Below are 23,061 nucleotides of genomic sequence, written 5' to 3'. Positions count from 1 at the left end.
GTTCTGGGGTTTTCTTCTGCGGCTTCTGCGAAGTTTTCGCGGCTTTTGCGTTCGGATGTTGTTGCCGCGATTGAGGAGACCTGAATGTTCGAGAAGATACTGATCGCCAACCGCGGTGAGATCGCCTGCCGCGTCATCAAGACGGCGCGCCGCATGGGCATCAAGACCGTCGCCGTCTATTCGGACGCCGACCGCGACGCGCGCCACGTCGAGCTGGCCGACGAAGCCGTCCACATCGGTGCCGCACCCAGCCGCGAGAGCTACCTGCAGGCCGACCGGATCATCGCCGCCTGCAAGTCCACGGGGGCGCAGGCGGTGCATCCCGGCTACGGCTTCCTGTCGGAGAACGAAGGCTTCGCGCGCCGGGTGGAGGAGGAGGGGATCGTCTTCATCGGGCCCAAGCACTACTCCATCGCGGCCATGGGCGACAAGATCGCCTCCAAGAAACTGGCGCAGGAGGCGAGGGTCAACATCATCCCCGGCTACAACGATGCCATCGAGACCGCCGAGCACGCCGTGGAGATCGCCAGGGGCATCGGCTACCCGGTGATGATCAAGGCCTCGGCCGGCGGCGGCGGCAAGGGACTGCGCGTCGCCTTCAACGACAGGGAAGCATTCGACGGCTTCACCTCCTGCCGCAACGAGGCGCGCAACAGCTTCGGCGACGACCGCGTCTTCGTCGAGAAGTACGTCGAGGAGCCGCGCCACATCGAGATCCAGGTGCTCGGCGACAGCCACGGGAACGTGGTCTACCTGAACGAGCGCGAGTGCTCGATCCAGCGGCGCCACCAGAAGGTGATCGAGGAGGCGCCGTCGCCCTTCATCAGCGATGCCACGCGCAAGGCCATGGGCGAGCAGGCCGTGGCGCTGGCCAGGGCCGTCAGGTACGAGAGCGCGGGCACCGTGGAGTTCGTGGTCGGCAAGGACCAGAGTTTCTATTTCCTCGAGATGAACACCCGCCTGCAGGTGGAGCACCCGGTGACCGAGTGCATCACCGGGTTGGACCTGGTCGAACTCATGATCCGGGTCGCCGCCGGCGAGAAGCTGCCGATCGCGCAGGCCGACGTCCGGCGCGACGGCTGGGCGATCGAGTGCCGCATCAATGCCGAGGACCCGTTCCGCAACTTCCTTCCCAGCACGGGCCGGCTGGTGCGGTTCCAGCCGCCCAGGGAGACGATGTGGGCCGGCGACACGGAGCACCTGATGGGCGTGCGCGTGGACACGGGCGTGCAGGACGGCGGGGAGATCCCGATGTACTACGACTCGATGATCGCCAAGCTCATCGTCCACGCGGCGACCCGGCACGAGGCGATCGCGAAGATGCGCGAGGCACTCAACGGCTTCGTGATACGCGGGATCTCCAGCAACATTCCGTTCCAGGCGGCCCTGCTGGCGCATCCGCGCTTCGTGGCGGGCGACTTCAACACGGGCTTCATCGGCGAGCACTACGCCCACGGCTTCCGGGCCGAGGACGTGCCGCACGAGGACCCCGACTTCCTCGCGGCGCTGGCGGCGTACGTGCAACGCAGGGTCTTTCAGCGCGCGGCCGGCATCAGCGGCCAGATGCCGGGGCACGAGGTCGAGGTCGGCGAGGAGTTCGTGGTCGTCCTGCTCGATGCCGAGGGCAAGCACCGCCGCCTGCCGGCGCGGGTCCACGATTTCCAGGCCACGTCGGGTTCCAGCGCGGTCACGATCGGCGGACGCCGCTACGACATCTGCAGCAACTGGCACCTCGGCGGATACCGCCTCCGCGGCACCGTCAACGGGCAGCCGTTCACCGCGCAGGTGGAGCGCGGCGTCGGCCAGAACCCGCTGGCGATCCGGGTGGCGCACAACGGCGCCCGGGTGGACGCGATGGTGCTCGGGCCGCGGGCCGCCGAACTGCATGCGCTGATGCCCTACAAGGCGCCGCCCGACATGAGCCGCTTCCTGCTGTCGCCGATGCCCGGGCTGCTGGTGGACGTGGCGGTGCAGCCGGGCCAGAAGGTGCAGGCCGGGGAGCGGCTCGCCGTCATCGAGGCGATGAAGATGGAGAACGTGCTGTTCGCGGCGGCCGACGGCGTCGTCGGCAAGGTGCTGGCCGGCAGGGGCGAGAGCCTGGCCGTCGACCAGCCGATCATCGAGTTCGCATGAAAGCGAAGGCACGACGGACAACCATGCCTGCATCATGGGCATCGACGGCCGGCACCAGGCCCCGGCCGGTTCAAGGAGGACCATCATGACCGACCGTCCGTTCAAGGTGCTTGGGATCCAGCAGATCGCCGTCGGCGGGCCGGACAAGCAGGCGCTGCGCGCGCTGTGGGTCGACCTGCTCGGCCTGGAAGTCGCCGGCACGTACAGGAGTGCGCGCGAGAACGTCGACGAGGACATCTGCCAGATGGGCGAGGGGCCGCTGCGGGTCGAGGTCGACCTGATGCAGCCGCTCGACCCGGACGCGAAGCCGGCCGTGCACCAGCCGCCGCTGAACCACGTCGGCCTCTGGATCGACGACCTGCCGCGCGCCGTGGCGTGGCTGCAGGCCCAGGGCGTGCGCTTCGCCCCGGGCGGCATCCGCCGCGGCGGCTCCGGCTTCGACATCTGCTTCGTGCACCCCAGGGGCAACGAGCAGTTTCCGGTCGGCGGCGAAGGCGTGCTGATCGAACTGGTGCAGGCGCCGCCGGAGGTGATCCGCGCTTTCACCGCCCTCGCGCAAGGCGGTTCGCGCAACTGATGCGCAGGGGCCCGGGGCACTTGATGAGTGTCAATGCGCCCATGGACAGCCGAAGGTCAAATGCCAGCCCATGGGAGGCGGCATTGCACGACACGAACTGACCTCCCACATTGCGCTTGGGGTTGACCCCGAGCGTCCAGTCCTGCACGTGTCGCGTAGACTGTCCGCGCACACCCAGGCCCGGCTCCCGGGCAGCGTGGACACGGCTAGGAGGTCAGTTTGCACCGAACAGATATCGCCAATCCCGCGTATTTCCACAAAGTCGTCGATTGCCAGTGGGCCTGTCCCGCGCACACCCCGGTCCCCGAATACATCCGCCTGATCGCGCAGGGTCGCTACAGCGATGCCTACATGATCAACTGGACGTCGAACGTCTTTCCGGGCGTGCTGGGGCGCACCTGCGATCGTCCTTGCGAGCCGGCGTGCCGGCGCGGCCGGGTGGAGGAGAACAACGGCGAGCATCCGGAGCCGGTGGCGATCTGCCGCCTGAAGCGCGTCGCCGCCGACATGAAGGAAGACGTCGCCGGGCGCATGCCCAGGGTGGCGCCGAAGAACGGCAAGCGCATCGCGTGTGTCGGGGCGGGCCCGGCCTCGCTCACGGTGGCGCGTGACCTGGCGCCGCTCGGCTACGACATCACGGTCTTCGACGGCGAGCCCAAGGCCGGCGGCTTCATGCGCACGCAGATCCCGCGCTTTCGCCTGCCCGAGGCCGTGCTCGACGAAGAGACCGGCTACGTCCTCAACATGGGCGTGCACTTCCGCAACAACCAGCGCATCGAATCGATGAAGGCGCTGATGGCCGAAGGTTACGACGCGATCTTCGTCGGCTGCGGCGCGCCGCGCGGGCGCGACCTGCAGATCCCCGGCCGTACCGAGGCGGCGCTGCACGTCCACATCGGCATCGACTGGCTCGCGTCAGTCTCGTTCGGGCACGTCAAGACCATCGGCAAGCGCGTGATCGTCCTGGGCGGCGGCAATACCGCCATGGACTGCTGCCGGTCGGCGCGCCGGCTCGGCGGCAGCGACGTCAAGGTGATCGTGCGCAGCGGCTTCGAGGAGATGAAGGCGTCGCCCTGGGAGAAGGAAGACGCGATGCACGAAGGCATCCCGATCATCAACTACCACGTGCCGAAGGCCTTCGTCCACGAGGGCGGCAAGCTGAAGGGCATGACGTTCGAGATCGTCAAGGCGGTCTACGACGAGAAGGGGCGGCGCAGCCTGGTGCCGACCGGGCAGCCGGACGCGTTCTTCGAATGCGACGATGTGCTGGTGGCCGTCGGACAGGAGAATTCCTTCCCCTGGATCGAGCGCGACTGCGGCATCGCGTTCGACGAGTGGGGCCTGCCGGTCCTGAACAAGGACACGCTGCAGTCCACGGTTCCCACCGTCTTCTTCGGCGGCGACGCGGCCTTCGGTCCCAAGAACATCATCACCGCCGTGGCGCATGGCCACGAGGCCGCGGTCTCGATCGACCGGCTGCTGCACGGCGAGGACGTGGCGGTGCGGCCGCCCCCGACGGTGAACCTCGTGTCCCAGAAGATGGGCATCCACGAGTGGAGCTACGACAACGACACCTCGACCGACAACCGGTTCAAGGTGCCGTGGGCCAAGGCCGAACAGGCGCTGGCCAGCATCAAGATCGAGGTGGAGCTCGGCTTCGACGTGGCGACCGCCGTCAAGGAGGCCGCGCGCTGCCTCAACTGCGACGTGCAGACGGTGTTCACCGAGTCGGCCTGCATCGAGTGCGACGCCTGCGTGGACATCTGCCCGATGGACAGCCTGACGTTCACCGTGAACGGCGAGGAGGCCGACCTGCGACAGCGCCTGAAGGCGCCGGCCCTCAACAAGTCGCAGCCCCTGTACGTCTCCGGCGGGCTCAAGACCGGCCGGGTGATGGTGAAGGACGAGGACGTGTGCCTGCACTGCGGGCTCTGCGCCGAGCGCTGTCCCACGGGGGCGTGGGACATGCAGAAGTTCCTGTTGAACATGACAAAGGCTGGACCCGGCTGCCGGGACCAGCGCGAGCCGGCACGGGAGGCCGCATGAAACGGATCGAAGCGGTCAACGATTTCGTCATCAAGTTCGCCAACGTCAACGGCTCGGGGTCGGCCTCCGCCAACGAGCTGTTCGTCAAGGCGGTGATGCGCATGGGCGTGCCGGTCAGCCCGCGCAACATCTTCCCGAGCAACATCCAGGGTCTGCCCACGTGGTACGAGGCCCGGGTGTGCGAGAAGGGCTACGCCGGCCGTCGCGGCGGCGTCGACATGATGGTGGCGATGAACCCGCAGACCTGGGATGCCGACGTCGCCGAGGTGGATCCGGGCGGCTACCTGTTCTACGACAGCACACGGCCCTTGCCGCCGTCGAAGTTCCGCGAGGACCTGCACGTCATCGGCATGCCGCTGACCGAGATCACCAACGCCGTGTATTCGGACCCGCGGCAGCGCCAGCTGTTCAAGAACATCATCTACGTCGGCGCGCTGTCGGTGCTGCTGGAGATGGAAGGCGGCGTGTTCGAGAAGCTCTTCGCCGAGCAGTACAAGGGCAAGGAGCGGCTGCTGGACTCCAACATCCGCGCCCTGCAACTGGGCCGCGAGTTCGCGACCGAACACCTGCAGCCCCTGGGCATCAAGGTGCGCCGCTGCGACAACGTGGGCGACCGCATCTTCGTCGACGGCAACAGCGCGGCTGCGCTGGGCTGCGTCTACGGTGGCGCCACGGTCGCTGCCTGGTACCCGATCACGCCTTCGTCGTCGGTGCCCGAGGCGTTCCAGAAGTACTGCGACAAGTACCGCGTGGACTCCGCGACCGGCCGCAACAACTTCGCGATCGTGCAGGCCGAGGACGAACTGGCTTCGATCGGCATGGTCGTCGGCGCCGGCTGGAACGGCGCCCGCGCCTTCACGGCCACGTCGGGACCCGGTATCTCGCTGATGACGGAGTTCATCGGCCTCGCGTACTTCGCCGAGATCCCGGTGACCATCATCGACGTGCAGCGCGGCGGGCCGTCGACCGGCATGCCCACGCGCACCCAGCAGTCCGACCTGCTCGCCTGCGCGTACGCCTCGCACGGCGACACCAAGCACGTGCTGCTGCTGCCGGAGGATCCGCACGAGTGCTTCACGCACTCGGCCGCGGCGCTGGACCTCGCGGACCGCCTGCAGACGCCGGTGTTCGTGATGACCGACCTCGACATCGGAATGAACCAGCGGCTGTGCAAGCCGTTCGCGTGGGAGGAAGGGCGCAGCTACGATCGCGGCAAGGTCATGACGGCCGAGGAGCTGGAAGCCGGCAAGGACTTCGGGCGCTACAAGGACGTGGACGGCGACGGCATCCCCTGGCGCACGCTGCCGGGCACCCACCCGACCAAGGGCGCCTACTTCACCCGCGGCACCACGCGCGACCCGTACGCCCGCTACTCCGAGCGCGGTCCGGACTACATGTACAACATGGAGCGGCTGCTGCGCAAGTTCAAGACGGCCGCCGACCTGGTGCCGCAGCCGATCGTGCGCCAGGCGTCGAAGAAGGCCTCGCTGGGCGTCATCTACTACGGCTCGACCAGCCCCGCCATGCAGGAGGCGCTGGACGTGCTGGAGCAGGAAGGCGTCCATCTCGATGCGATGCGCCTGCAGGCGTTTCCCTTCCCCGAGTCGGTCGACCGCTTCATCGCCGAGCACGACAAGGTGTTCGTGGTGGAGCAGAACCGCGACGCGCAGATGCGCCAGATGCTGGTCAACGAGCTGGAAATCGATCCGGCGCGGCTGGTCAAGGTGCTGCACTACGACGGCACGCCGATCACGGCGCGCTTCATCACGCGCGCCATCCGCCAGCACGTCGAGAAAACCAACGCCCCCGCCGCCGGCCAGCCGCGCCGCAAGGAGCTCGTGTGACCTACATCGCCAAACCCCGATTGCACCATCCCTCGCTGACCCGCAACAAGGTCGGCTACACCCGCCGCGACTACGAAGGCCGCGTCTCGACGCTGTGCGCCGGCTGCGGGCACGACTCGATCTCCGCGGCCATCGTGGAGGCCTGCTGGGAGCTGGACATCGAGCCGCACCGGGTGGCCAAGCTGTCCGGGATCGGTTGCAGTTCGAAGACGCCGGACTATTTCCTGGGCGCGTCGCACGGCTTCAACACCGTGCACGGCCGCATGCCGTCGGTGCTGACCGGCGCGAGCCTGGCCAACCGCGACCTGCTGTACCTGGGCGTCTCCGGCGACGGCGACTCGGCGTCGATCGGCCTGGGCCAGTTCGCCAACGCCATGCGGAGGGGCGTGTGCATGGCCTACATCGTCGAGAACAACGGCGTGTACGGCCTGACCAAGGGCCAGTTCTCGGCCACGGCCGACCGCGGCTCGAAGAGCAAGAAGGGCGTGGTCAACAGCGACAGCCCGGTGGACCTGGTGGCGCTGGCCCTGCAACTGGGCGCCACCTACGTCGCGCGCAGCTTCTCTGGCGACAAGGCGCAGCTGGTGCCGCTGATCAAGGGCGCCATGTCGCACGGTGGCGCCGCGTTCGTCGACGTCATCAGCCCTTGCGTGACCTTCAACAACCACGCCGGCAGCACCAAGAGCTACGACTACATCCGCCAGCACAACGATGCGGTGAGCCGCATCGATTTCATCACGCCGCGCAGCGAGATCACGACCGAGTACGCCCCCGGCGAACTGGTGGAAGTGCGCCAGCACGACGGGTCGCTGCTGCGCCTGCGCAAGCTCCACTCGGACTACAACCCGACGGACCGCAACGCGGCGATGAACTACATGCAGACGCACCAGGCGCGCGGCGAGGTCGTCACGGGTTTGCTGTACGTGGACCCGCTGGCGACCGACCTGCACAACGCGCTGAACACGAGCGAAACCCCGCTCAACCTGCTGGAGGCCCCGCAGCTGTGTCCCGGCGCCGGGGCGCTGGAGCAGATCAACGCGTCGCTGCGCTAGCGGCGCCTCACACGGAACGGAGGCTGCACCATGGCCGAACGCACGGTATTCCAGTCGATGACGCAGAAGCACGTGGTGAGCCTCGGACCGCAGGCGAGCGTCTACGAGGCCGCCTGCATCATGACCGGCGGCAATTGCACCAGCGTGCTGGTGACGGAGCCGCCGGCCACGCTGGTGGGCATCGTCACCGAGCGCGATCTCATGACGCGGGTGCTGGCGAAGGCGCGTGATCCGCAGGCGACGCGCCTGGCCGACATCATGACGCCCAACCCCTTGTGCGTGCCGCCCGAGAAGCCGGTGGCGGAGGCGGTGCTGATCATGCTGGAGCGGGGCTTTCGCCACCTGCCGGTGGTGGGCCCCGGCGACAAGCTGCTCGGGGTCTTCAGCGCCCGCGACGCGTTGCCGCGCGAGATCGACAACGCCATGGGGCTTGCCGAGTTTCGCGAGCAGGTGAACGACGCGCTGGGGTAGGGGCCGGAGGCTAGGGGCCCGGAGGCCGGCGCGAGCGGGCTTTCGCCAGGGCGGCTTCGATCACCGCTCGCTTGCGATCGAGTTCGCCGCCTTCGGCGCCGTGCGTCTGGGCCGGGAGGTCCGCCAGTTTCGCCTCGGCCTTCGCTTCGAGGTGCGCCGCATGTTCCTCGCCCTCGCGGGCCAGCCTGGCCAGGCGCGCTTCGTACCGTCGCAAGGCCTCGTCGGCCTGCGCCTGCGACCAGGCCTGCCAGCCGGTGCGCTCGCCCGTGACGTTCTCGAGCGCGATGCAGTCGACGGGGCAGACCGGCACGCACAACTCGCAGCCGGTGCAATAGCGCTCGATGACGGTGTGCATCCGCTTGTTGCTGCCGAGGATCGCGTCGGTCGGGCAGGCCTTGATGCACAAGGTGCAGCCGATGCACCAGTTCTCGTCGATGACGGCGACGGTGCGCGGCCCTTCGCTCCCGTGCGCGGGATTCAGCGGCAGGACCGGCTGCCCGGTGAGCGCCGCCAGCCGCGCGACGCCCTCGGCGCCGCCGGGCGGACACTGGTTGACCGCAGCCCCACCGGCGGCGATCGCCTCGGCATACCCGGCGCAATCCGGATAGCCGCAGCGGGTGCACTGGGTCTGGGGCAGGGCGGCATGCAGCCGCCTGGCCTGCGGGCTCACTTCAGGCGGCGGCGGCGCGGCGTGCCTTCTTCGCGGCCGGCGCCGCGTCGGCCGCCGCGCCGTTGCGCCCGCGCACCGGCACCGACGGGCCTTCATTGAACTGCAGGATGAAGTCGCGCACCTGCGGGTACACCACCTCGCGCCAGCGGCGGCCGCTGAAGATGCCGTAGTGGCCGGCGCCCTTCACCTCGAGGTGCTTCTGGCGCGACTTCGGCACGTTGCAGCAAAGGGCGTGGGCGGCCTCGGTCTGGCCCGATCCGGAAATGTCGTCGAGCTCGCCCTCGATCGTGAAGTGCGCCGTCGTCCTGATGTCCTCGGGACGCACGCGCTCCAGTTCGCCTTCGTCGTTGATCACGTCCCAGGTGCCGTTCACCAGCGCGAACTCCTGGAATACGACGCGGATCGTGTCCAGGTAGTAATCGGCGTCCATGTCCAGCACCGCGTTGTACTCGTCGTAGAACTTGCGGTGGGCCTCGGTGCTCGCGTCGTCGCCCTGGATCAGGTTGCGGAAGTAGTCGTAATGGCTCGACAGGTGGCGGTCCGGGTTCATCGCGACGAAGCCCGTGTGCTGCAGGAAGCCGGGGTAGACCCGCCGCCCGGCGCCGGGAAAAGTGGTCGGCACGCGGTAGATCACGTTGTTCTCGAACCACTCGTAGCTCTTGTTCATGGCCAGGTTGTTGACGGCCGTCGGCGACTTGCGCGCGTCGATCGGGCCGCCCATCATGGTCATCGTCAGCGGCGTCACCTCGCCGCGCGACGCCATCAGCGACACCGCCGCCAGCACCGGCACGGTGGGCTGGCAGACGCTGATCACGTGGCAGTTGCCGTAGCTGGCCTGCAGATGGCGGATGAACTCCTGCACGTAGCCGACATAGTCGTCCAGGTGGAACTCGCCCTGGTCCAGCGGCACCAGGCGGGCGTTCTTCCAGTCGGTGATGTAGACCTTGTGGTCCTGCAGCATGGTGCGCACCGTGTCGCGCAGCAGCGTCGCGTAATGCCCCGACAGCGGCGCGACGATCAGCACGGCCGGCTGCTGTTTCAGCCTGGCGAGCGTCGCCGGGTCGTCGGAGAAGCGCTTGAACCGGCGCAGTTCGCAGAAGGGCTTGTCCAGCTCGACGCGCTCATGGATGGCGACGGGCGTGCCGTCGACGTCCACCGTCGTGATGCCGAACTCCGGCTTCTCGTAGTCCTTCCAGAGCCGGTACATGAGGTCGTAGCTCGCCGACACCCGCTGGGCGAAGGGGTTCTGGCCGAATGGCGAGAGTGGATTGCTGTACAGCTTGGAGGCCGCCTGCGCGAAATCCGCGAACGGCTCCATGACGTTTCGCTGCGCTTCGTAGATGTGGTACAGCATGGCTCGGCCCTCTCTTGTTGCGGTGCAATATAGCACCCCGACCGGGCGGCGCCATCGGCATTCCCGCTGATACCGCCGTGCGGCTGGGCCTACGTGCCGGACTGGCCAGCTCCGCTCAGCCGACCACCTTCGCGATGCAGGCGCAGACGTAGTCGATGTTCCTGCTGTTGAGCGCGGCGACGCACATGCGCCCGGTGTCGGTCCCGTAGACCGAGAACTCGCTGCGCAGGCGCACCATCTGGTCCTTGGTGAGGCCCGAATAGCTGAACATGCCGACCTGCTGTTCGATGAAGCTCATGTCCTGCTTCACGCCGGCCGCCTTGAGCTTTTGCACCATCGCGGTGCGCATCTGCTTGATCCGCACGCGCATGGCGGCGAGCTCCTTCTCCCACAAGGCGCGCAGTTCGGGCGTGTTGAGGACGGTGGCCACCACCTGGCCGCCGTGGGTCGGCGGGTTGCTGTAGTTGGTGCGGATGACGATCTTCAGCTGCGACAGCACGCGGTCGGCCTCTTCCTTGTTCGAGCACAGCACCGACAGCGCGCCGACGCGCTCGCCGTAGAGACTGAAGCTCTTGGAGAACGAGGTGGACACGAAGAAATCCTGGCCCGACGCCACGAACTTGCCGATGACGGCGCCGTCCTCGGCGATGCCGGCGCCGAAACCCTGGTACGCCATGTCCAGGAACGGCACCAGCTGCCTTGCCTTGGTCACGGCGACCACCTGGTCCCACTGGCCGGCCGTCAGGTCGTAGCCGGTCGGGTTGTGGCAGCAGGCGTGCAGCAGGACGATCGTGCCGGCCGGCGCCGCGTTCAGCGCCGTGAGCATGCCGTCGAAGTTGATGCCGCGGCGGGCGGCGTCGTAATAGGGATACGCCTCGACGACGAAGCCGGCGTTCGTGAACAGCGCCCGGTGGTTCTCCCAGCTCGGGTCGCTGATCAGCACCTTGGCGTTCGGGCTCAGCCGCTTCAGGAAGTCGGCGCCGACCTTCAGTCCGCCGGTGCCGCCCAGCGCCTGGACCGTGGCCACGCGGCCGGACTTGACGGCGTCGCTGCCGGCCCCAAATACCAGGTTCTTCACGGCGCTGTCGTACGCCGCGATGCCGTCGATCGGCAGGTAGCCGCGCGCCTTGGGCGCTTCCATCATCTGCTTCTCGGCGGTCTTCACGCACTCCAGCAGGGGCAGCTTGCCGTTGTCGTCGTAGTACACGCCGACGCCCAGGTTGACCTTGTCGGGGTTCGAATCGGCATTGAACTGTTCGTTGAGGCCCAGGATGGGGTCGCGCGGGGCCATTTCGACGGCGTTGAACAGAGACATGTGGATCCTTGGAAAGAGTGGTGGGCACGGCGGGCGCGCTTGCGGTACCCTGTCCGGCAACCCTCGATTTTAGCGGCCGCACCGCTGGCACCCGCGCCGCGGCGGCGAGCCTTGATACAGGTCATTCAATACAGATGTCCGCGATTCCAGAAGTCATTCCCGAGCAGAAGCGGGGCGAGTTCGTCACGTTCCCCGGCTCGCCCTTCGAGTTGTACCTCCCGTATCCGCCCGCCGGCGACCAGCCGGTGGCGATCGAAAAGCTGGTCGAAGGCGTGCGCGACGGCGAGGTGTTCCAGACCCTGCTGGGCGTGACCGGCTCCGGCAAGACGTTCACCATGGCGAACGTGATCGCCCGGCTGGGCAGGCCGGCGATCGTCTTCGCGCCGAACAAGACGCTGGCGGCGCAGTTGTATTCCGAGTTCCGGGAGTTCTTCCCGAAGAACGCCGTCGAGTACTTCGTCAGCTACTACGACTACTACCAGCCGGAAGCGTACGTGCCGCAGCGCGACCTGTTCATCGAGAAGGACAGCTCGATCAACGAGCACATCGAGCAGATGCGCCTGTCGGCCACCAAGAGCGTCCTCGAGCGGCGGGACACCGTGATCGTCGCCACGGTGAGCGCCATCTACGGCATCGGCGCCCCCGAGGACTACACCCAGATGCGGTTCATCACGCGGGTGGGCGACAGGATCGGCCAGCGCGACGTCATTTCGCAACTGATCCGGATGCAGTACACGCGCAACGAGCAGGACTTCTCGCGCGGCACGTTCCGGGTGCGCGGCGACACCATCGACATCTTTCCGGCGGAACACAGCGAGCTGGCGATCCGCATCGAGCTGTTCGACGACGAGATCGAATCGCTGCAGCTGTTCGATCCGCTCACCGGGCGCATCCGGCAGAAGGTGCCGCGCTTCACGGTCTATCCGTCGAGCCACTACGTCACCCCGCGCGAAAAGGTGGTGTCGGCCGTCGAGTCGATCAAGATCGAGCTGGACCAGCGGCTGAAGGAACTGGTCGCCGACGGCAAGCTGGTGGAGGCCCAGCGGCTGGAGCAGCGCACCCGCTTCGACCTGGAGATGCTCAGCGAGATCGGTCACTGCAAGGGCATCGAGAACTACACCCGGCATCTGTCCGGCGCGCCGCCGGGAGCGCCGCCGTCCACGCTCACGGATTACCTGCCCAAGGACTCCCTGATGTTCCTGGACGAGAGCCACCAGATGATCGGGCAGCTGGGCGCCATGTACAACGGTGACCGGGCGCGCAAGCTGACGCTGGTCGAATACGGGTTCCGCCTGCCATCCGCGCTGGACAACCGGCCGCTCAAGTTCGAGGAGTTCGAGGCGCGCATGCGGCAGGTGGTCTTCGTGTCGGCGACGCCCGCCGCCTACGAGCAGGAGCATGCCGGGCAGGTGGTGGAGCAGCTCGTGCGGCCCACCGGGCTGGTCGACCCCGAGGTGGAAGTGCGCCCGGCGACCCACCAGGTGGACGACGTGCTGCAGGAGATCCGGCTGCGCACCGAAAAGAACGAGCGGGTGCTGATCACGACGCTGACCAAGCGCATGGCCGAGCAGTTGACCGACTACCTCGGCGACAACGGCGTGAAGGTGCGCTACCTGCACAGCGACATCGACACGGTGGAGCGGGTCGAGATCCTGCGCGACCTGCGGCTGGGCACCTTCGACGTGCTGGTCGGCATCAACCTGCTGCGCGAGGGCCTGGACATTCCCGAGGTCTCGCTGGTGGCCATCCTCGACGCCGACAAGGAAGGCTTCCTGCGGGCCGAGCGGTCGCTGATCCAGACCATCGGCCGGGCCGCCCGCAACCTGAACGGCAAGGCCATCCTCTATGCCGACCAGATGACCGAGTCGATGAGGAAGGCCATCGGCGAGACCGAGCGTCGCCGGGCGAAACAGATCGCCTACAACGAGGAGCACGGCATCACGCCGCGCAGCATCGTCAAGCAGGTGCGCGACCTCATCGACGGCGTTTACAGCGAGAAGGCCAGCAAGGAAAAGGAGAAGCAGGAACTGCAGCGGGCGATGGTGGAGGACATGTCCGAGAAGGACATCGCCAAGGAGATCAAGCGGCTGGAAAAGCAGATGCTGGAGCACGCCCGCAACCTGGAGTTCGAGAAGGCTGCCGCCACCCGCGACCGGCTGGCGGTGCTGAAGCAGCAGGCGTTCGGCGCGGTCGTGCACGACAACGTGGTCGTCCTGCCGTCGGCGAAGCGGACGTAGGAGGCGTCGGCGCCCGCCGCGCCTGGGGCCGGGAACCTCGGCGGCAGCCGACGATCTATTTCCCGATTACCTGAGCGCCTCGGCGGGTTTTCTGGTAAACTTGATCGAAACACTCAAGAACAGTCCAAGGACTCGCTGGCACGAGCGGCGGGAATCCGGTGGGGAAGCCGGACGAAAGGGCGGAGACGGGCTCCGGGCGCCAGCGGCGTCGTGGGGCGAATGAAGGAACGGCCCAAGCAGAAGGAGCTTGCGATGCGTCTCACAACCAAAGGCCGCTTTGCGGTCACTGCGATGATCGACCTGGCCCTGCGCCAGAACAACGGCCCCGTCACGCTGGCAGCGATCAGCCAGCGCCAGCAGATCTCGCTGTCCTACCTCGAACAGCTGTTCGGCAAGCTGCGTCGCCACGAACTGGTGGAGTCGACCCGCGGTCCGGGCGGCGGCTACAGCCTCGGGCGCAAGGCGGCCGACATCACCGTGGCCGACATCATCGTGTCGGTGGACGAGCCCCTGGACGCGACGCAATGCGGCGGCAAGGAAAACTGCCAGGGCGACGGCGGCCGCTGCATGACCCACGAACTGTGGGCCGCGCTGAACCAGCGGATGGTGGAGTTCCTGGACTCGGTGACCCTGCAGAAGCTGGTCGACGAGCAGCTCGCCAAGGGGGTGCAGGTCGAGGACAAGCCGGCCGTCAAGCGCGCGATCTCCAGCCAGCCCGTGGTCAAGCCGATCCGCGTCAACGCGCCGAACTCGGTGTTCGCCCTGGGGAACACGTTCGCCAAGTCGTAGCGAGTGGTTCCGGCTTGCGCATGCGCAAGGCCGGACCGGTCCGCTGAAGACATCATCCCTCGCCAAGTCACCATGGATACCACCCCGCATTTCCCGATCTACATGGATTACGGCGCGACGACGCCGGTGGACCAGCGCGTCGTGGACGCGATGATTCCCTGGTTGCGCGAGCACTTCGGCAACCCGGCGTCGCGCAGCCATGCCTGGGGCTGGGAAGCGGAGGAGGCGGTCGAGAAGGCGCGCGGCCAGGTGGCCGACCTGATCGGCGCCGACCCGCGAGAGATCGTGTGGACGTCCGGCGCGACCGAGTCCAACAACCTGGCCATCAAGGGCGCCGCGCACTTCTACAAGGGCCGCGGCAAGCACCTGATCACGGTGAAGACCGAGCACAAGGCGGTGCTGGACCCGATGCGCGAACTGGAGCGCCAGGGCTTCGAGGTGACCTACCTCGACGTGCGGGAGGACGGCCTGGTCGACTTCGATGCGTTCAAGGCCGCGCTGCGGCCCGACACGATCCTGGCCAGCGTGATGTTCGTGAACAACGAGATCGGCGTGGTCCAGGACATCCCGGCGCTCGGCGCCCTGTGCCGCGAGAAGGGCATCATCTTCCACGTGGATGCGGCGCAGGCGACGGGCAAGGTCGACATCGACGTGAAGCAGCTGCCGGTCGACCTGATGAGCCTGGCCTCGCACAAGACCTACGGCCCGAAAGGCATAGGGGCGCTGTACGTCTGCCGCAAGCCGCGGGTGCGGCTGGAGGCGCAGATGCACGGTGGCGGCCACGAGCGCGGGATGCGTTCGGGCACGCTGCCCACGCACCAGATCGTCGGCATGGGCGAGGCGTTCCGCATCGCGAAGGTCGAGATGGCGCGCGACAACGAGAAGGCGCGCGTGCTCCAGCAGCGGCTGCTGGACGGCCTGAAGGACGTCGAGCAGGTGTTCATCAACGGCAGCCTCGAGCGACGCGTGGCCCAGAACCTGAACATCAGCTTCAACTACGTCGAAGGCGAGTCGCTGATCATGGGCATCAAGGGCCTGGCCGTCTCGTCCGGCTCGGCCTGCACCTCGGCCTCGCTGGAGCCGAGCTACGTCCTGCGCGCGCTCGGCCGCAGCGACGAGCTGGCGCACAGCAGCCTGCGCATGACGATCGGCCGCTTCACGACCGAGGAAGAAATCGACTACGCCGTCGCCACCATCAAGCAGAACGTCTCGCGGCTGCGCGAGCTGAGTCCGCTGTGGGAGATGTACCAGGACGGCGTCGACCTCTCCACCATCCAGTGGAGCGCGCACTGAAGAACACGGGCCCTGCGATTCCGGAGTCACCCGGCATCCAGGCACGCGGACCGGCGTCCGCCTGACCAAGACAGGAGAGAGAAATGGCCTATTCCGAGAAAGTCGTCGACCACTACGAGAACCCGCGCAACGTCGGCTCCTTCGACAAGGGCGACGACAGCGTCGGCACCGGCATGGTGGGCGCGCCCGCCTGCGGCGACGTGATGAAGCTGCAGATCAAGGTGAACCCTGCGACCGGCGTCATCGAGGACGCGCGCTTCAAGACCTACGGCTGCGGCTCGGCCATCGCGTCGAGCTCGCTGGTCACCGAATGGGTGAAGGGCAAGACCCTCGAGCAGGCGGCCGCGCTGAAGAACAGCGAGATCGCCGAAGAGCTGGCGCTGCCGCCGGTGAAGATCCACTGCTCGATCCTGGCCGAGGACGCCATCAAGGCGGCCGTCCAGGACTACAAGAAGAAGCACACGCACTAGGCGGGGGAAACAAGCGCAATGGCGATCACCCTGACCGAGGCCGCCGCTCGCCACGTCACCCGCTATCTCGCGAAGCGGGGCAAGGGCGTGGGCGTGCGGCTGGGCGTGAAGACCACCGGCTGTTCCGGGCTGTCGTACAAGCTCGAATACGTGGACGAGTTCGCCCCCGAGGACATCGTGTTCGAGCAGCACGGCGTCAAGGTGCTGATCGATCCCAAGAGCCTCGCGTACATCGACGGCACGCAGCTCGACTTCGTGCGCGAGGGGCTCAACGAGGGATTCAAGTTCAGCAACCCCAACGAGCGCGACCGCTGCGGGTGCGGGGAAAGCTTCCGCGTCTGACCCATCCCGGATCCCGAGAGACCGCCCCCGCATCCCCGGTGCCGGCGGTCTTTTTCATCAGACGACCATGAACCTTCACCTGCAATCCAGCGACTTCGAGCTGTTCGGGCTGCCAGAGCGGTTCGCGCAGGACGGCGCCGCCATCGACGCGAGATGGAAGGAACTGCAGCGCCAGGCCCATCCGGACCGGTTCGCGGCCGAAGGCGCCGCGGCGCAGCGCGTCGCGATGCAGTGGTCGGTGCGCATCAACGAGGCCTACAAGCGCCTGAAGGACCCGTTGCAGCGCGCCGCCTACCTGTGCGAGTTGCGCGGCGCGCCCATCAACGCGCAGGACAACACCGCCATGCCGTCGAAATTCCTGATCGAGCAGATGGAATGGCGCGAAGCCCTGGAGGAAGCGCAGGACGAGGAAGCGCTGGAGCGGCTGGAGGTGCAGTTGCGCCAGTCGCGCCAGGAGGTGCTGCGCGACATCGAGCAGCTGCTCGATCGGGACAACGCCGCCGCCGCGGCCGCCGGGCAGGTCAGAGCGCTCATGTTCATCGAGCGCTTCGGCCAGGACGTGCAGGACCGCTTTGAACAACTGGGACGGTAAAGTCAGGCCCATGGCATTGCTGCAGATCTCCGAACCCGGGCAGACCCCCGATCCCCACCAGCGGCGCATCGCCGTCGGCATCGACCTCGGCACGACGCACTCCCTGGTGGCGGCGGTGCGCAACGGTGTCGCCGAGTGCCTGCCCGACGGGCAGGGCCGGGTGCTCCTGCCTTCGGTGGTGCGCTACCTGCAGGGCGGCGGGCGGCAGATCGGGCACGACGCGCACGCGGCCCAGGCCGAGGATCCCGAAAACACCGTTGCTTCCGTCAAGCGTTTCATGGGCCGGGGCCTGGCCGACATCGCCAATCGCGAGAAGCTGCCGCACCGCTTCTCCGAAGGGGGCGCGCACGGCATGGTGTCGCTGGAAACGCGCGCCGGCACCAAGTCGCCGGTGGAGATCAGCGCCGAAATCCTGGCGACACTGCGCTACCGGGCCGAAGACACTTTCAATGCGGACCTGTACGGCGCAGTGATCACGGTGCCGGCCTATTTCGACGACGCCCAGCGGCAGGCTACCAAGGACGCGGCGAAGCTCGCCGGCATCAACGTGCTGCGGCTGATCAACGAGCCGACGGCGGCGGCGATCGCGTACGGACTGGACAACGCGAGCGAGGGCATCTACGCCGTCTACGACCTCGGCGGCGGCACCTTCGACATCTCGATCCTGCGCCTGGCCCGCGGCGTGTTCGAGGTGATCGCGACCGGCGGCGACTCGGCGCTCGGCGGCGACGACTACGACCGTGCGCTCGCCGACTGGATCCTCGGCAAGGCAGCGGTCATGGCGGCCAGCCCGGCGGCCAAGGCGGCCGTAAAGATGACGGCGCGCACGGCGAAGGAGCAGCTGTCGGCGGCAGATCGCACGGTGGCGCGGGTGGAACTCGAAGGCCGCGTGATCCAGGTGCCCGTGACGCGGCAGGACTTCGAAGCGGTGACGGCCGACCTGACTGCCCGCACCATGGCCGCGGTTCGCAAGGCGCTGCGCGACGCGAAGCTGGCTCGCGATGAAGTCAAGGGCGTGGTGATGGTCGGTGGCTCGACCCGGATGCCGCAGGTGCGCGGGGCCGTGGCCGGGTTCTTCGGCACCGAACCGCTCGTCAACCTGGACCCCGACGAGGTGGTGGCGCTGGGGGCCGCGGTCCAGGCAAACCAGCTCGCCGGCAACAACACCGCGGGCGACCTGCTGCTGCTCGACGTGATCCCGCTGTCGCTGGGAATCGAGACCATGGGCGGGCTGGTCGAGCGGATCGTGCCGCGCAACGAGACGATCCCGACCGCCAAGGCGCAGGACTTCACGACCTACAAGGACGGCCAGACGGCGATGGCGCTGCACGTGGTGCAGGGCGAGCGCGACCTGGTGCAGGACTGCCGCAGCCTCGCACGCTTCGAGCTGCGCGGCATTCCCGCCATGGCGGCCGGCGCGGCCCGCATCCGCGTCACCTTCACCGTGGACGCCGACGGCCTGCTGAACGTCAGCGCCCGTGAGCAGGGCAGCGGCGTCGAGGCGCGCATCGACGTCAAGCCGTCCTATGGACTGTCGGACGAACAGATCGCCAGGATGCTCCAGGAGAGCTTCACCACGGCCGAACAGGACATGAAGGCGCGGGCCCTGGCCGAAGCGCGGGTCGAGGCCGACCGCATGCTGCTGGCGACGCGCAGCGCGCTGGACGCCGACGGCACGCTGCTGGGGGCGCAGGAGCGCGCGCACATCGACGAGCTCGTGGAGCAGTTGCGGCGGGTCGCGCAGTCGAGCCATGACGCGGGTGCGATCGAGGCGGCGACCGGGGCCTTGGCCAAGGGCACGGAAGGCTTCGCCGCCGCGCGCATGAATCACAGCATCCAGCAGGCGCTGGCAGGCAAGAACGTGGAAACGCTATGACGAAGATCAAGGTCCTGCCGCACCCCGAAATCTGCCCCGAGGGCGCCGAGTTGCAGGTGACGCCGGGCACCTCGATCTGCGAGGCGCTGCTGGACAACGACATCGAGATCGAGCACGCCTGCGACATGAGCTGCGCGTGCACCACCTGCCACGTGGTGGTTCGCGAGGGCTTCAAGTCCCTCAACGAGATGGACGAGAACGAGGAAGACCTGCTCGATCGTGCCTGGGGCCTCGAGCCCGACTCCCGGCTGTCGTGCCAGGCGATCGTGGCCCAGCAGGACCTGGTGGTGGAGATTCCGCGCTACACCATCAACCTGGCGAAGGAAAAGCGCGGCTGATGCCGTTTGCCTGATCGCGCCGACACCGGATCCGGCGCTTTCCGACACGGCGGCCGCCCGCCGTGTGCTCTCATGCGGCATGGACACTCATGCAGTACATCTTCCGGTGGAGCGCGTCGACGAGGCACTGTCGATCACGCCGCAACTGGGCGCCGACGACATGCACGCCGCCGCGGCAGCGGGCTATCGCAGCATCGTCAACAATCGTCCCGACTTCGAGGGCGGGCGCGCGCAGCCCCGCAGCGCCGAGCTCGAGGCCGCGGCGCGGGCGGCCGGCCTCCATTACCGGCACCTGCCGGTGCCGCCGTCCGGCCATTCCGACGCCGACGCGCGGCGGATGGCGGATCTGGTGGACAGCCTGCCGAAGCCGGTGCTGGCGTTCTGCCGCACCGGTCGCCGTTCGGCCGCGCTGTACCAGAAGGGCCGGTCGGCCGGCTGACGGACGGACCGGCGCGCGGCGTTAGCGGATCGCGGCCGGCGAAAACCGGTCGAAGCCGTACAGCACGCCGGCGACCAGCACGGCCGCCACCGGCCCCGTCACGGGGTGCAGGATGAAGGCCACGACCGGGACCACCAGCAGCAGGTAGCGCAGGCTCCAGCCATAGAGCCGGCCGGCCTTGCCGAGGTACGCAACCCCCGCCTCCGACCACTCGCGCCGCGCCTGCGATTCAACCGGCATGCCGACGATGAAGCCGGCATGGTGGTAGTAGCGCACCGCCATCACGGAAGCGACCAGCGAGGCGAACAGAAGCGCGATGAGGACCAGTTCCATCGCGAGCCGCGGCGTGAACTGCGGCAGACCCGTGCCCCTGAAGGTCGCGTCCAGCGACGGCGCCGCGAGCGTGACCGTCCCCATGAGGGCCAGCACCGACGTCGAAGCGGTCATGGTCGCCGACATGAGGGAGTTGCGCAGGGTCTGCACGCCCAGCACTTCCGAGCCCTTCTGCGCCGAGACGGCGACGAACCATTGTTCGCGCAAGGTGGCATGGGCCGCGCGCGCCAGCCGCTGCGGCCGCCGCCGCCCCGCCGCCGCGAGCAGGACCTGGTAGGCGAGCAGGACGGCGACCGTGATCGCCGCCAGCCACCAGCCGAGCGCGTCCGCCATGCCGCTCAGGTGATCGAGTACCCGCCGTCGACCGGGATCGCGGTGCCGGTGATGAAGTCGGACGCGCTGCTCGCGAGGAACACGGCGATGCCCGCGAGGTCGGAGGCCGCCCCCCAGCGCCCCGCCGGCGTGCGGGCCAGCACCCGCTCGTTCAGACCCGGCACCTGCGCTCGCGCGCCGCGGGTGAGTTCGGTGTCGATCCATCCGGGCAGCACCGCGTTGGCCTGGATGTTGTCGGCGGCCCACGCCGTCGCGATCGATTTCGTGAACTGGACGATGCCGCCCTTGCTGGCGCCGTACACCGCCGCGTACGGCGCGCCGAAGATGGACAGCATCGAGCCGATGTTGATGATCTTGCCGCCGCCGCCTTCCTTCATGAGCGCGTGCGCCGCCCGGCAGCAGAGGAACGCGCTGGTGAGGTTGGTGTCCATCACCCGGTTCCATTCGTCCAGGCCCAGTTCGTGCGGCGGCTTGCGCACCGTCGTGCCGGCGTTGTTCACGAGGATGTCCAGCCGCAGGTGGCGCAGCATGACTTCCTGGAACAGGGCCGCGACCTCGCTCTCGCGGGTGACGTCGCACTCGATGGAATCGGCGAGCCTGTCGCGCGCGCGCAAGGCGGTGACGGCCGCGCCCGATTTCACGGCGTTGCGCCCGGCCAGCACCACGGTGGCGCCCGCTTCGGCGAGGCCCGTCGCCATGCCCAGCCCGATGCCGCCATTGCCCCCGGTGACCAGCGCCACCTTGCCCGTCAGATCGAACATGTCTTGCTCCCGTTGGATCGCAGCCCTCAAGCATAATCGCCAGCCATGCGCCAGATCGTCCTCGACACCGAAACCACGGGCCTGTCGGCCGAAGCCGGCGACCGTATCATCGAAATCGGCTGCGTCGAGCTCGTGTCGCGCAAGCTGACCGGCAACAACCGGCATTTCTACCTGAACCCCGAGCGCGACAGCCACGAGGACGCGCTCAAGGTCCACGGCATCAGCAACGAATTCCTGCGCGACAAGCCCAAGTTCGCCGCGATCGCCGACGAACTGGTGGAGTACCTCGCCGGCGCCGAGATCATCATCCACAACGCCGCCTTCGACGTCGCGTTCCTCGACAAGGAACTGGACCTGCTCGGCAAGCCGGGGTTCACCAGTTTCGTCGGTCGCATCACCGACACGCTGGCGATGGCCAAGGAGATGTATCCCGGCAAGCGCAACAGCCTGGACGCGCTGTGCGACCGCCTCGGCGTCGACAACTCCAGCCGGACGCTGCACGGCGCCTTGCTCGACGCCGAGTTGCTCGCCGATGTGTACATCAACCTCACGCGCGGCCAGGAGGCGCTGCTGATCGACGTCGATGCGGCCGACGCCATCGGCGCGATCACGACGCGGGTGGACCTGCGCCAGTTCACGCTGCCGGTGCTGCTCGCGAGCGACCAGGAGACGGCGGCGCACGAGGAAGTGCTGAAGCTGCTCGATAAGGCGAGCGGCGGCAAGACGCTCTGGCGGCAGGACCGCGCTCGACCTGTGGCATAATCCAGGGCTTTCCGGAAACGGAAAAACAAGGGGTGATTAGCTCAGCGGTAGAGCACTGCCTTCACACGGCAGGGGTCACATGTTCGATCCATGTATCACCCACCAGATTCGCACCGAAGACAAGGGCCGACGCGAAAGCGTCGGCCCTTTTTCACTTGCTTCGGTGAAGAAGCGCACCGGGCCGGTTCGGCGCGGACGTCCGGCTATGGATCGCACGCGCGGCAGGGCAATGGGACCGAGAGGTGGACGCAGGTGCCGCCTTCCGGCATGGGCGCGATCGTCAGCTTGGCCCCGAGCAGCCGCGCGCGCCGGGACATGCCGTCCATCCCGCGGCCGTGACTGGTCAGGTCGCGCTGCGTGATGCCGCGGCCGTTGTCGACGATCCTCAGCGTCAACATCCTGCCCGGCGGAGGCGAGCCGACCTGGACGATCAGGCGCGTCGCACGCGCATGCTGCAGCACGTTGCTCAGCGCCTCCTGCACGATCTTGATGAAGTGATAGGCGGGCGCGCCGGCGAGGACGTCGTCCGGAATGTCGTGGCGGACTTGCCACACCAGGTCGACGCCCTCGCGCTCGACCACCTTCTGCAGCCGATACCGCAGGCTGCCCAGCGACTGCACGACCGACTCGCCGCCGGAGTGCGCGAAGTGGATCACCGAGTGCAGCTCCAGCAGCGCGAGTTCCACGATCAGCCACGGCTCGGAGTTCGCCTTGCGCGCCTCGCCGGCCAGCGAGAGGGCGGTGGTGAGGTGGAATCCCAGGCCGTCGTGAAGGTCGCTGGCGATCCGCGCCCGTTCCGCGCGCATCACCCGCTGGTCCCCCGCAAGCTGCGTGGCAAAGCCCATCACGAGCAAGGCCAGCAGCGTGGATTCGATCAGGAGGCCGATCGCCGTGCCGACGTGGATGCACGGGTCCAGTCGCGACACCAGCTCGATCAACGCGCGGCACACCACGAGACTGATGCCGGCGCCGAACAGCCATTTCGACCAGGTCCAAGTCATTCTGGAGGTACCCGCTTCGGTGCAGCTCCCTCA

Annotated in this window: 22 protein-coding genes and 1 tRNA gene; 17 read left to right on the top strand and 6 right to left on the bottom strand. The window is 67.8% G+C overall.

Annotated features, from left to right (window positions below):
- Positions 1–84 precede the first annotated feature (84 nt).
- The 6 genes from RAMLITH_RS04060 to RAMLITH_RS04035 all read left to right on the top strand — a co-directional run bounded on the left by RAMLITH_RS04060 (position 85) and on the right by RAMLITH_RS04035 (position 8,123).
- Positions 85–2,133, top strand: a complete 2,049-nt coding sequence (locus RAMLITH_RS04060) for an acetyl-CoA carboxylase biotin carboxylase subunit (protein ID WP_168106014.1) — start codon at positions 85–87, stop codon at positions 2,131–2,133.
- A gap of 85 nt (positions 2,134–2,218) precedes the next feature.
- Positions 2,219–2,710: a VOC family protein gene (locus RAMLITH_RS04055; protein WP_168106013.1), complete on the top strand. Its 492-nt coding sequence runs from the start codon at positions 2,219–2,221 to the stop codon at positions 2,708–2,710.
- Between the two features lie 219 nt (positions 2,711–2,929).
- Positions 2,930–4,756 (top strand): FAD-dependent oxidoreductase, encoded by a 1,827-nt coding sequence (locus RAMLITH_RS04050; protein WP_168106012.1) that lies wholly within the window; start codon positions 2,930–2,932, stop codon positions 4,754–4,756.
- A complete protein-coding gene (locus tag RAMLITH_RS04045) occupies positions 4,753–6,600 on the top strand; it encodes a 2-oxoacid:acceptor oxidoreductase subunit alpha (protein ID WP_168106011.1) in 1,848 nt (615 codons plus the stop codon). Before RAMLITH_RS04050 ends, RAMLITH_RS04045 begins: the two co-directional genes overlap by 4 nt.
- Positions 6,597–7,652: a thiamine pyrophosphate-dependent enzyme gene (locus tag RAMLITH_RS04040; protein WP_168106010.1), complete on the top strand. Its 1,056-nt coding sequence runs from the start codon at positions 6,597–6,599 to the stop codon at positions 7,650–7,652. The genes RAMLITH_RS04045 and RAMLITH_RS04040 overlap by 4 nt, the downstream gene beginning before the upstream one ends.
- Positions 7,653–7,682: 30 nt before the next feature.
- Positions 7,683–8,123, top strand: a complete 441-nt coding sequence (locus RAMLITH_RS04035; protein WP_168106009.1) for a CBS domain-containing protein — start codon at positions 7,683–7,685, stop codon at positions 8,121–8,123.
- Positions 8,124–8,133: 10 nt separating this feature from the next.
- Here the strand turns inward: RAMLITH_RS04035 and rsxB are convergent, their stop codons facing one another.
- The 3 genes from rsxB to RAMLITH_RS04020 all read right to left on the bottom strand — a co-directional run bounded on the left by rsxB (position 8,134) and on the right by RAMLITH_RS04020 (position 11,462).
- Positions 8,134–8,793: an electron transport complex subunit RsxB gene (gene rsxB / locus RAMLITH_RS04030; RefSeq protein ID WP_337786098.1), complete on the bottom strand. Its 660-nt coding sequence runs from the start codon at positions 8,791–8,793 to the stop codon at positions 8,134–8,136.
- 1 nt (position 8,794) lies between these two features.
- Positions 8,795–10,147 carry a polyhydroxyalkanoate depolymerase gene (locus tag RAMLITH_RS04025; RefSeq protein WP_168106007.1) on the bottom strand — a complete coding sequence of 451 codons (1,353 nt, stop codon included), beginning with the start codon at positions 10,145–10,147 and terminating at the stop codon, positions 8,795–8,797.
- 115 nt (positions 10,148–10,262) lie between these two features.
- Complete coding sequence (locus RAMLITH_RS04020; protein WP_168106006.1) at positions 10,263–11,462, bottom strand: amino acid aminotransferase; 1,200 nt, start codon at positions 11,460–11,462, stop codon at positions 10,263–10,265.
- 134 nt (positions 11,463–11,596) lie between these two features.
- On the opposite strand from RAMLITH_RS04020, the gene uvrB reads away from it, so the two are divergent.
- The 9 genes from uvrB (at position 11,597) to RAMLITH_RS03975 (ending at position 19,838) form a co-directional block, all read left to right on the top strand.
- The gene (gene uvrB / locus RAMLITH_RS04015) at positions 11,597–13,699 is read left to right on the top strand and encodes an excinuclease ABC subunit UvrB (protein ID WP_168106005.1); all 2,103 of its coding nucleotides are present in this window, start codon (positions 11,597–11,599) and stop codon (positions 13,697–13,699) included.
- Between the two features lie 252 nt (positions 13,700–13,951).
- Positions 13,952–14,488 (top strand): Fe-S cluster assembly transcriptional regulator IscR, encoded by a 537-nt coding sequence (iscR, locus tag RAMLITH_RS04010; protein ID WP_168106004.1) that lies wholly within the window; start codon positions 13,952–13,954, stop codon positions 14,486–14,488.
- Between the two features lie 72 nt (positions 14,489–14,560).
- Positions 14,561–15,781 (top strand): IscS subfamily cysteine desulfurase, encoded by a 1,221-nt coding sequence (locus RAMLITH_RS04005; RefSeq protein ID WP_168106003.1) that lies wholly within the window; start codon positions 14,561–14,563, stop codon positions 15,779–15,781.
- 83 nt (positions 15,782–15,864) lie between these two features.
- Positions 15,865–16,251, top strand: coding sequence for a Fe-S cluster assembly scaffold IscU (iscU, locus tag RAMLITH_RS04000; protein ID WP_168106002.1), 387 nt, complete (start codon positions 15,865–15,867; stop codon positions 16,249–16,251).
- Between the two features lie 18 nt (positions 16,252–16,269).
- Positions 16,270–16,593 carry an iron-sulfur cluster assembly protein IscA gene (gene iscA, locus RAMLITH_RS03995; RefSeq protein ID WP_168106001.1) on the top strand — a complete coding sequence of 108 codons (324 nt, stop codon included), beginning with the start codon at positions 16,270–16,272 and terminating at the stop codon, positions 16,591–16,593.
- A gap of 67 nt (positions 16,594–16,660) precedes the next feature.
- The gene (hscB, locus tag RAMLITH_RS03990; protein ID WP_168106000.1) at positions 16,661–17,185 is read left to right on the top strand and encodes a Fe-S protein assembly co-chaperone HscB; all 525 of its coding nucleotides are present in this window, start codon (positions 16,661–16,663) and stop codon (positions 17,183–17,185) included.
- Between the two features lie 10 nt (positions 17,186–17,195).
- Positions 17,196–19,061 (top strand): Fe-S protein assembly chaperone HscA, encoded by a 1,866-nt coding sequence (hscA, locus tag RAMLITH_RS03985; protein ID WP_168105999.1) that lies wholly within the window; start codon positions 17,196–17,198, stop codon positions 19,059–19,061.
- Positions 19,058–19,399, top strand: a complete 342-nt coding sequence (gene fdx, locus RAMLITH_RS03980) for an ISC system 2Fe-2S type ferredoxin (RefSeq protein ID WP_168105998.1) — start codon at positions 19,058–19,060, stop codon at positions 19,397–19,399. Before hscA ends, fdx begins: the two co-directional genes overlap by 4 nt.
- Positions 19,400–19,478: 79 nt before the next feature.
- The gene (locus RAMLITH_RS03975; RefSeq protein ID WP_168105997.1) at positions 19,479–19,838 is read left to right on the top strand and encodes a protein tyrosine phosphatase family protein; all 360 of its coding nucleotides are present in this window, start codon (positions 19,479–19,481) and stop codon (positions 19,836–19,838) included.
- A gap of 21 nt (positions 19,839–19,859) precedes the next feature.
- Here the strand turns inward: RAMLITH_RS03975 and RAMLITH_RS03970 are convergent, their stop codons facing one another.
- On the bottom strand, positions 19,860–20,504 hold the full coding sequence (locus RAMLITH_RS03970; RefSeq protein ID WP_168105996.1) for a DUF599 domain-containing protein: 645 nt from the start codon (positions 20,502–20,504) through the stop codon (positions 19,860–19,862).
- Between the two features lie 5 nt (positions 20,505–20,509).
- Positions 20,510–21,265: an SDR family NAD(P)-dependent oxidoreductase gene (locus tag RAMLITH_RS03965; RefSeq protein ID WP_168105995.1), complete on the bottom strand. Its 756-nt coding sequence runs from the start codon at positions 21,263–21,265 to the stop codon at positions 20,510–20,512.
- 45 nt (positions 21,266–21,310) lie between these two features.
- Between RAMLITH_RS03965 and dnaQ the strand changes: the two genes are divergently transcribed.
- Positions 21,311–22,027 (top strand): DNA polymerase III subunit epsilon, encoded by a 717-nt coding sequence (gene dnaQ / locus RAMLITH_RS03960; RefSeq protein ID WP_168105994.1) that lies wholly within the window; start codon positions 21,311–21,313, stop codon positions 22,025–22,027.
- 30 nt (positions 22,028–22,057) lie between these two features.
- Positions 22,058–22,132, top strand: a tRNA-Val gene (locus RAMLITH_RS03955).
- Between the two features lie 98 nt (positions 22,133–22,230).
- Here the strand turns inward: RAMLITH_RS03955 and RAMLITH_RS03950 are convergent.
- Positions 22,231–23,028 (bottom strand): sensor histidine kinase, encoded by a 798-nt coding sequence (locus RAMLITH_RS03950; protein WP_168105993.1) that lies wholly within the window; start codon positions 23,026–23,028, stop codon positions 22,231–22,233.
- Positions 23,029–23,061: the final 33 nt, after the last annotated feature.

Origin of the sequence: Ramlibacter lithotrophicus (genome assembly GCF_012184415.1) — a bacterium.
Classification (GTDB): domain Bacteria; phylum Pseudomonadota; class Gammaproteobacteria; order Burkholderiales; family Burkholderiaceae_C; genus Ramlibacter; species Ramlibacter lithotrophicus.
Note: the sequence above shows the minus strand (reverse complement) of the source record. Positions and strands in the feature narration are given on the sequence as shown.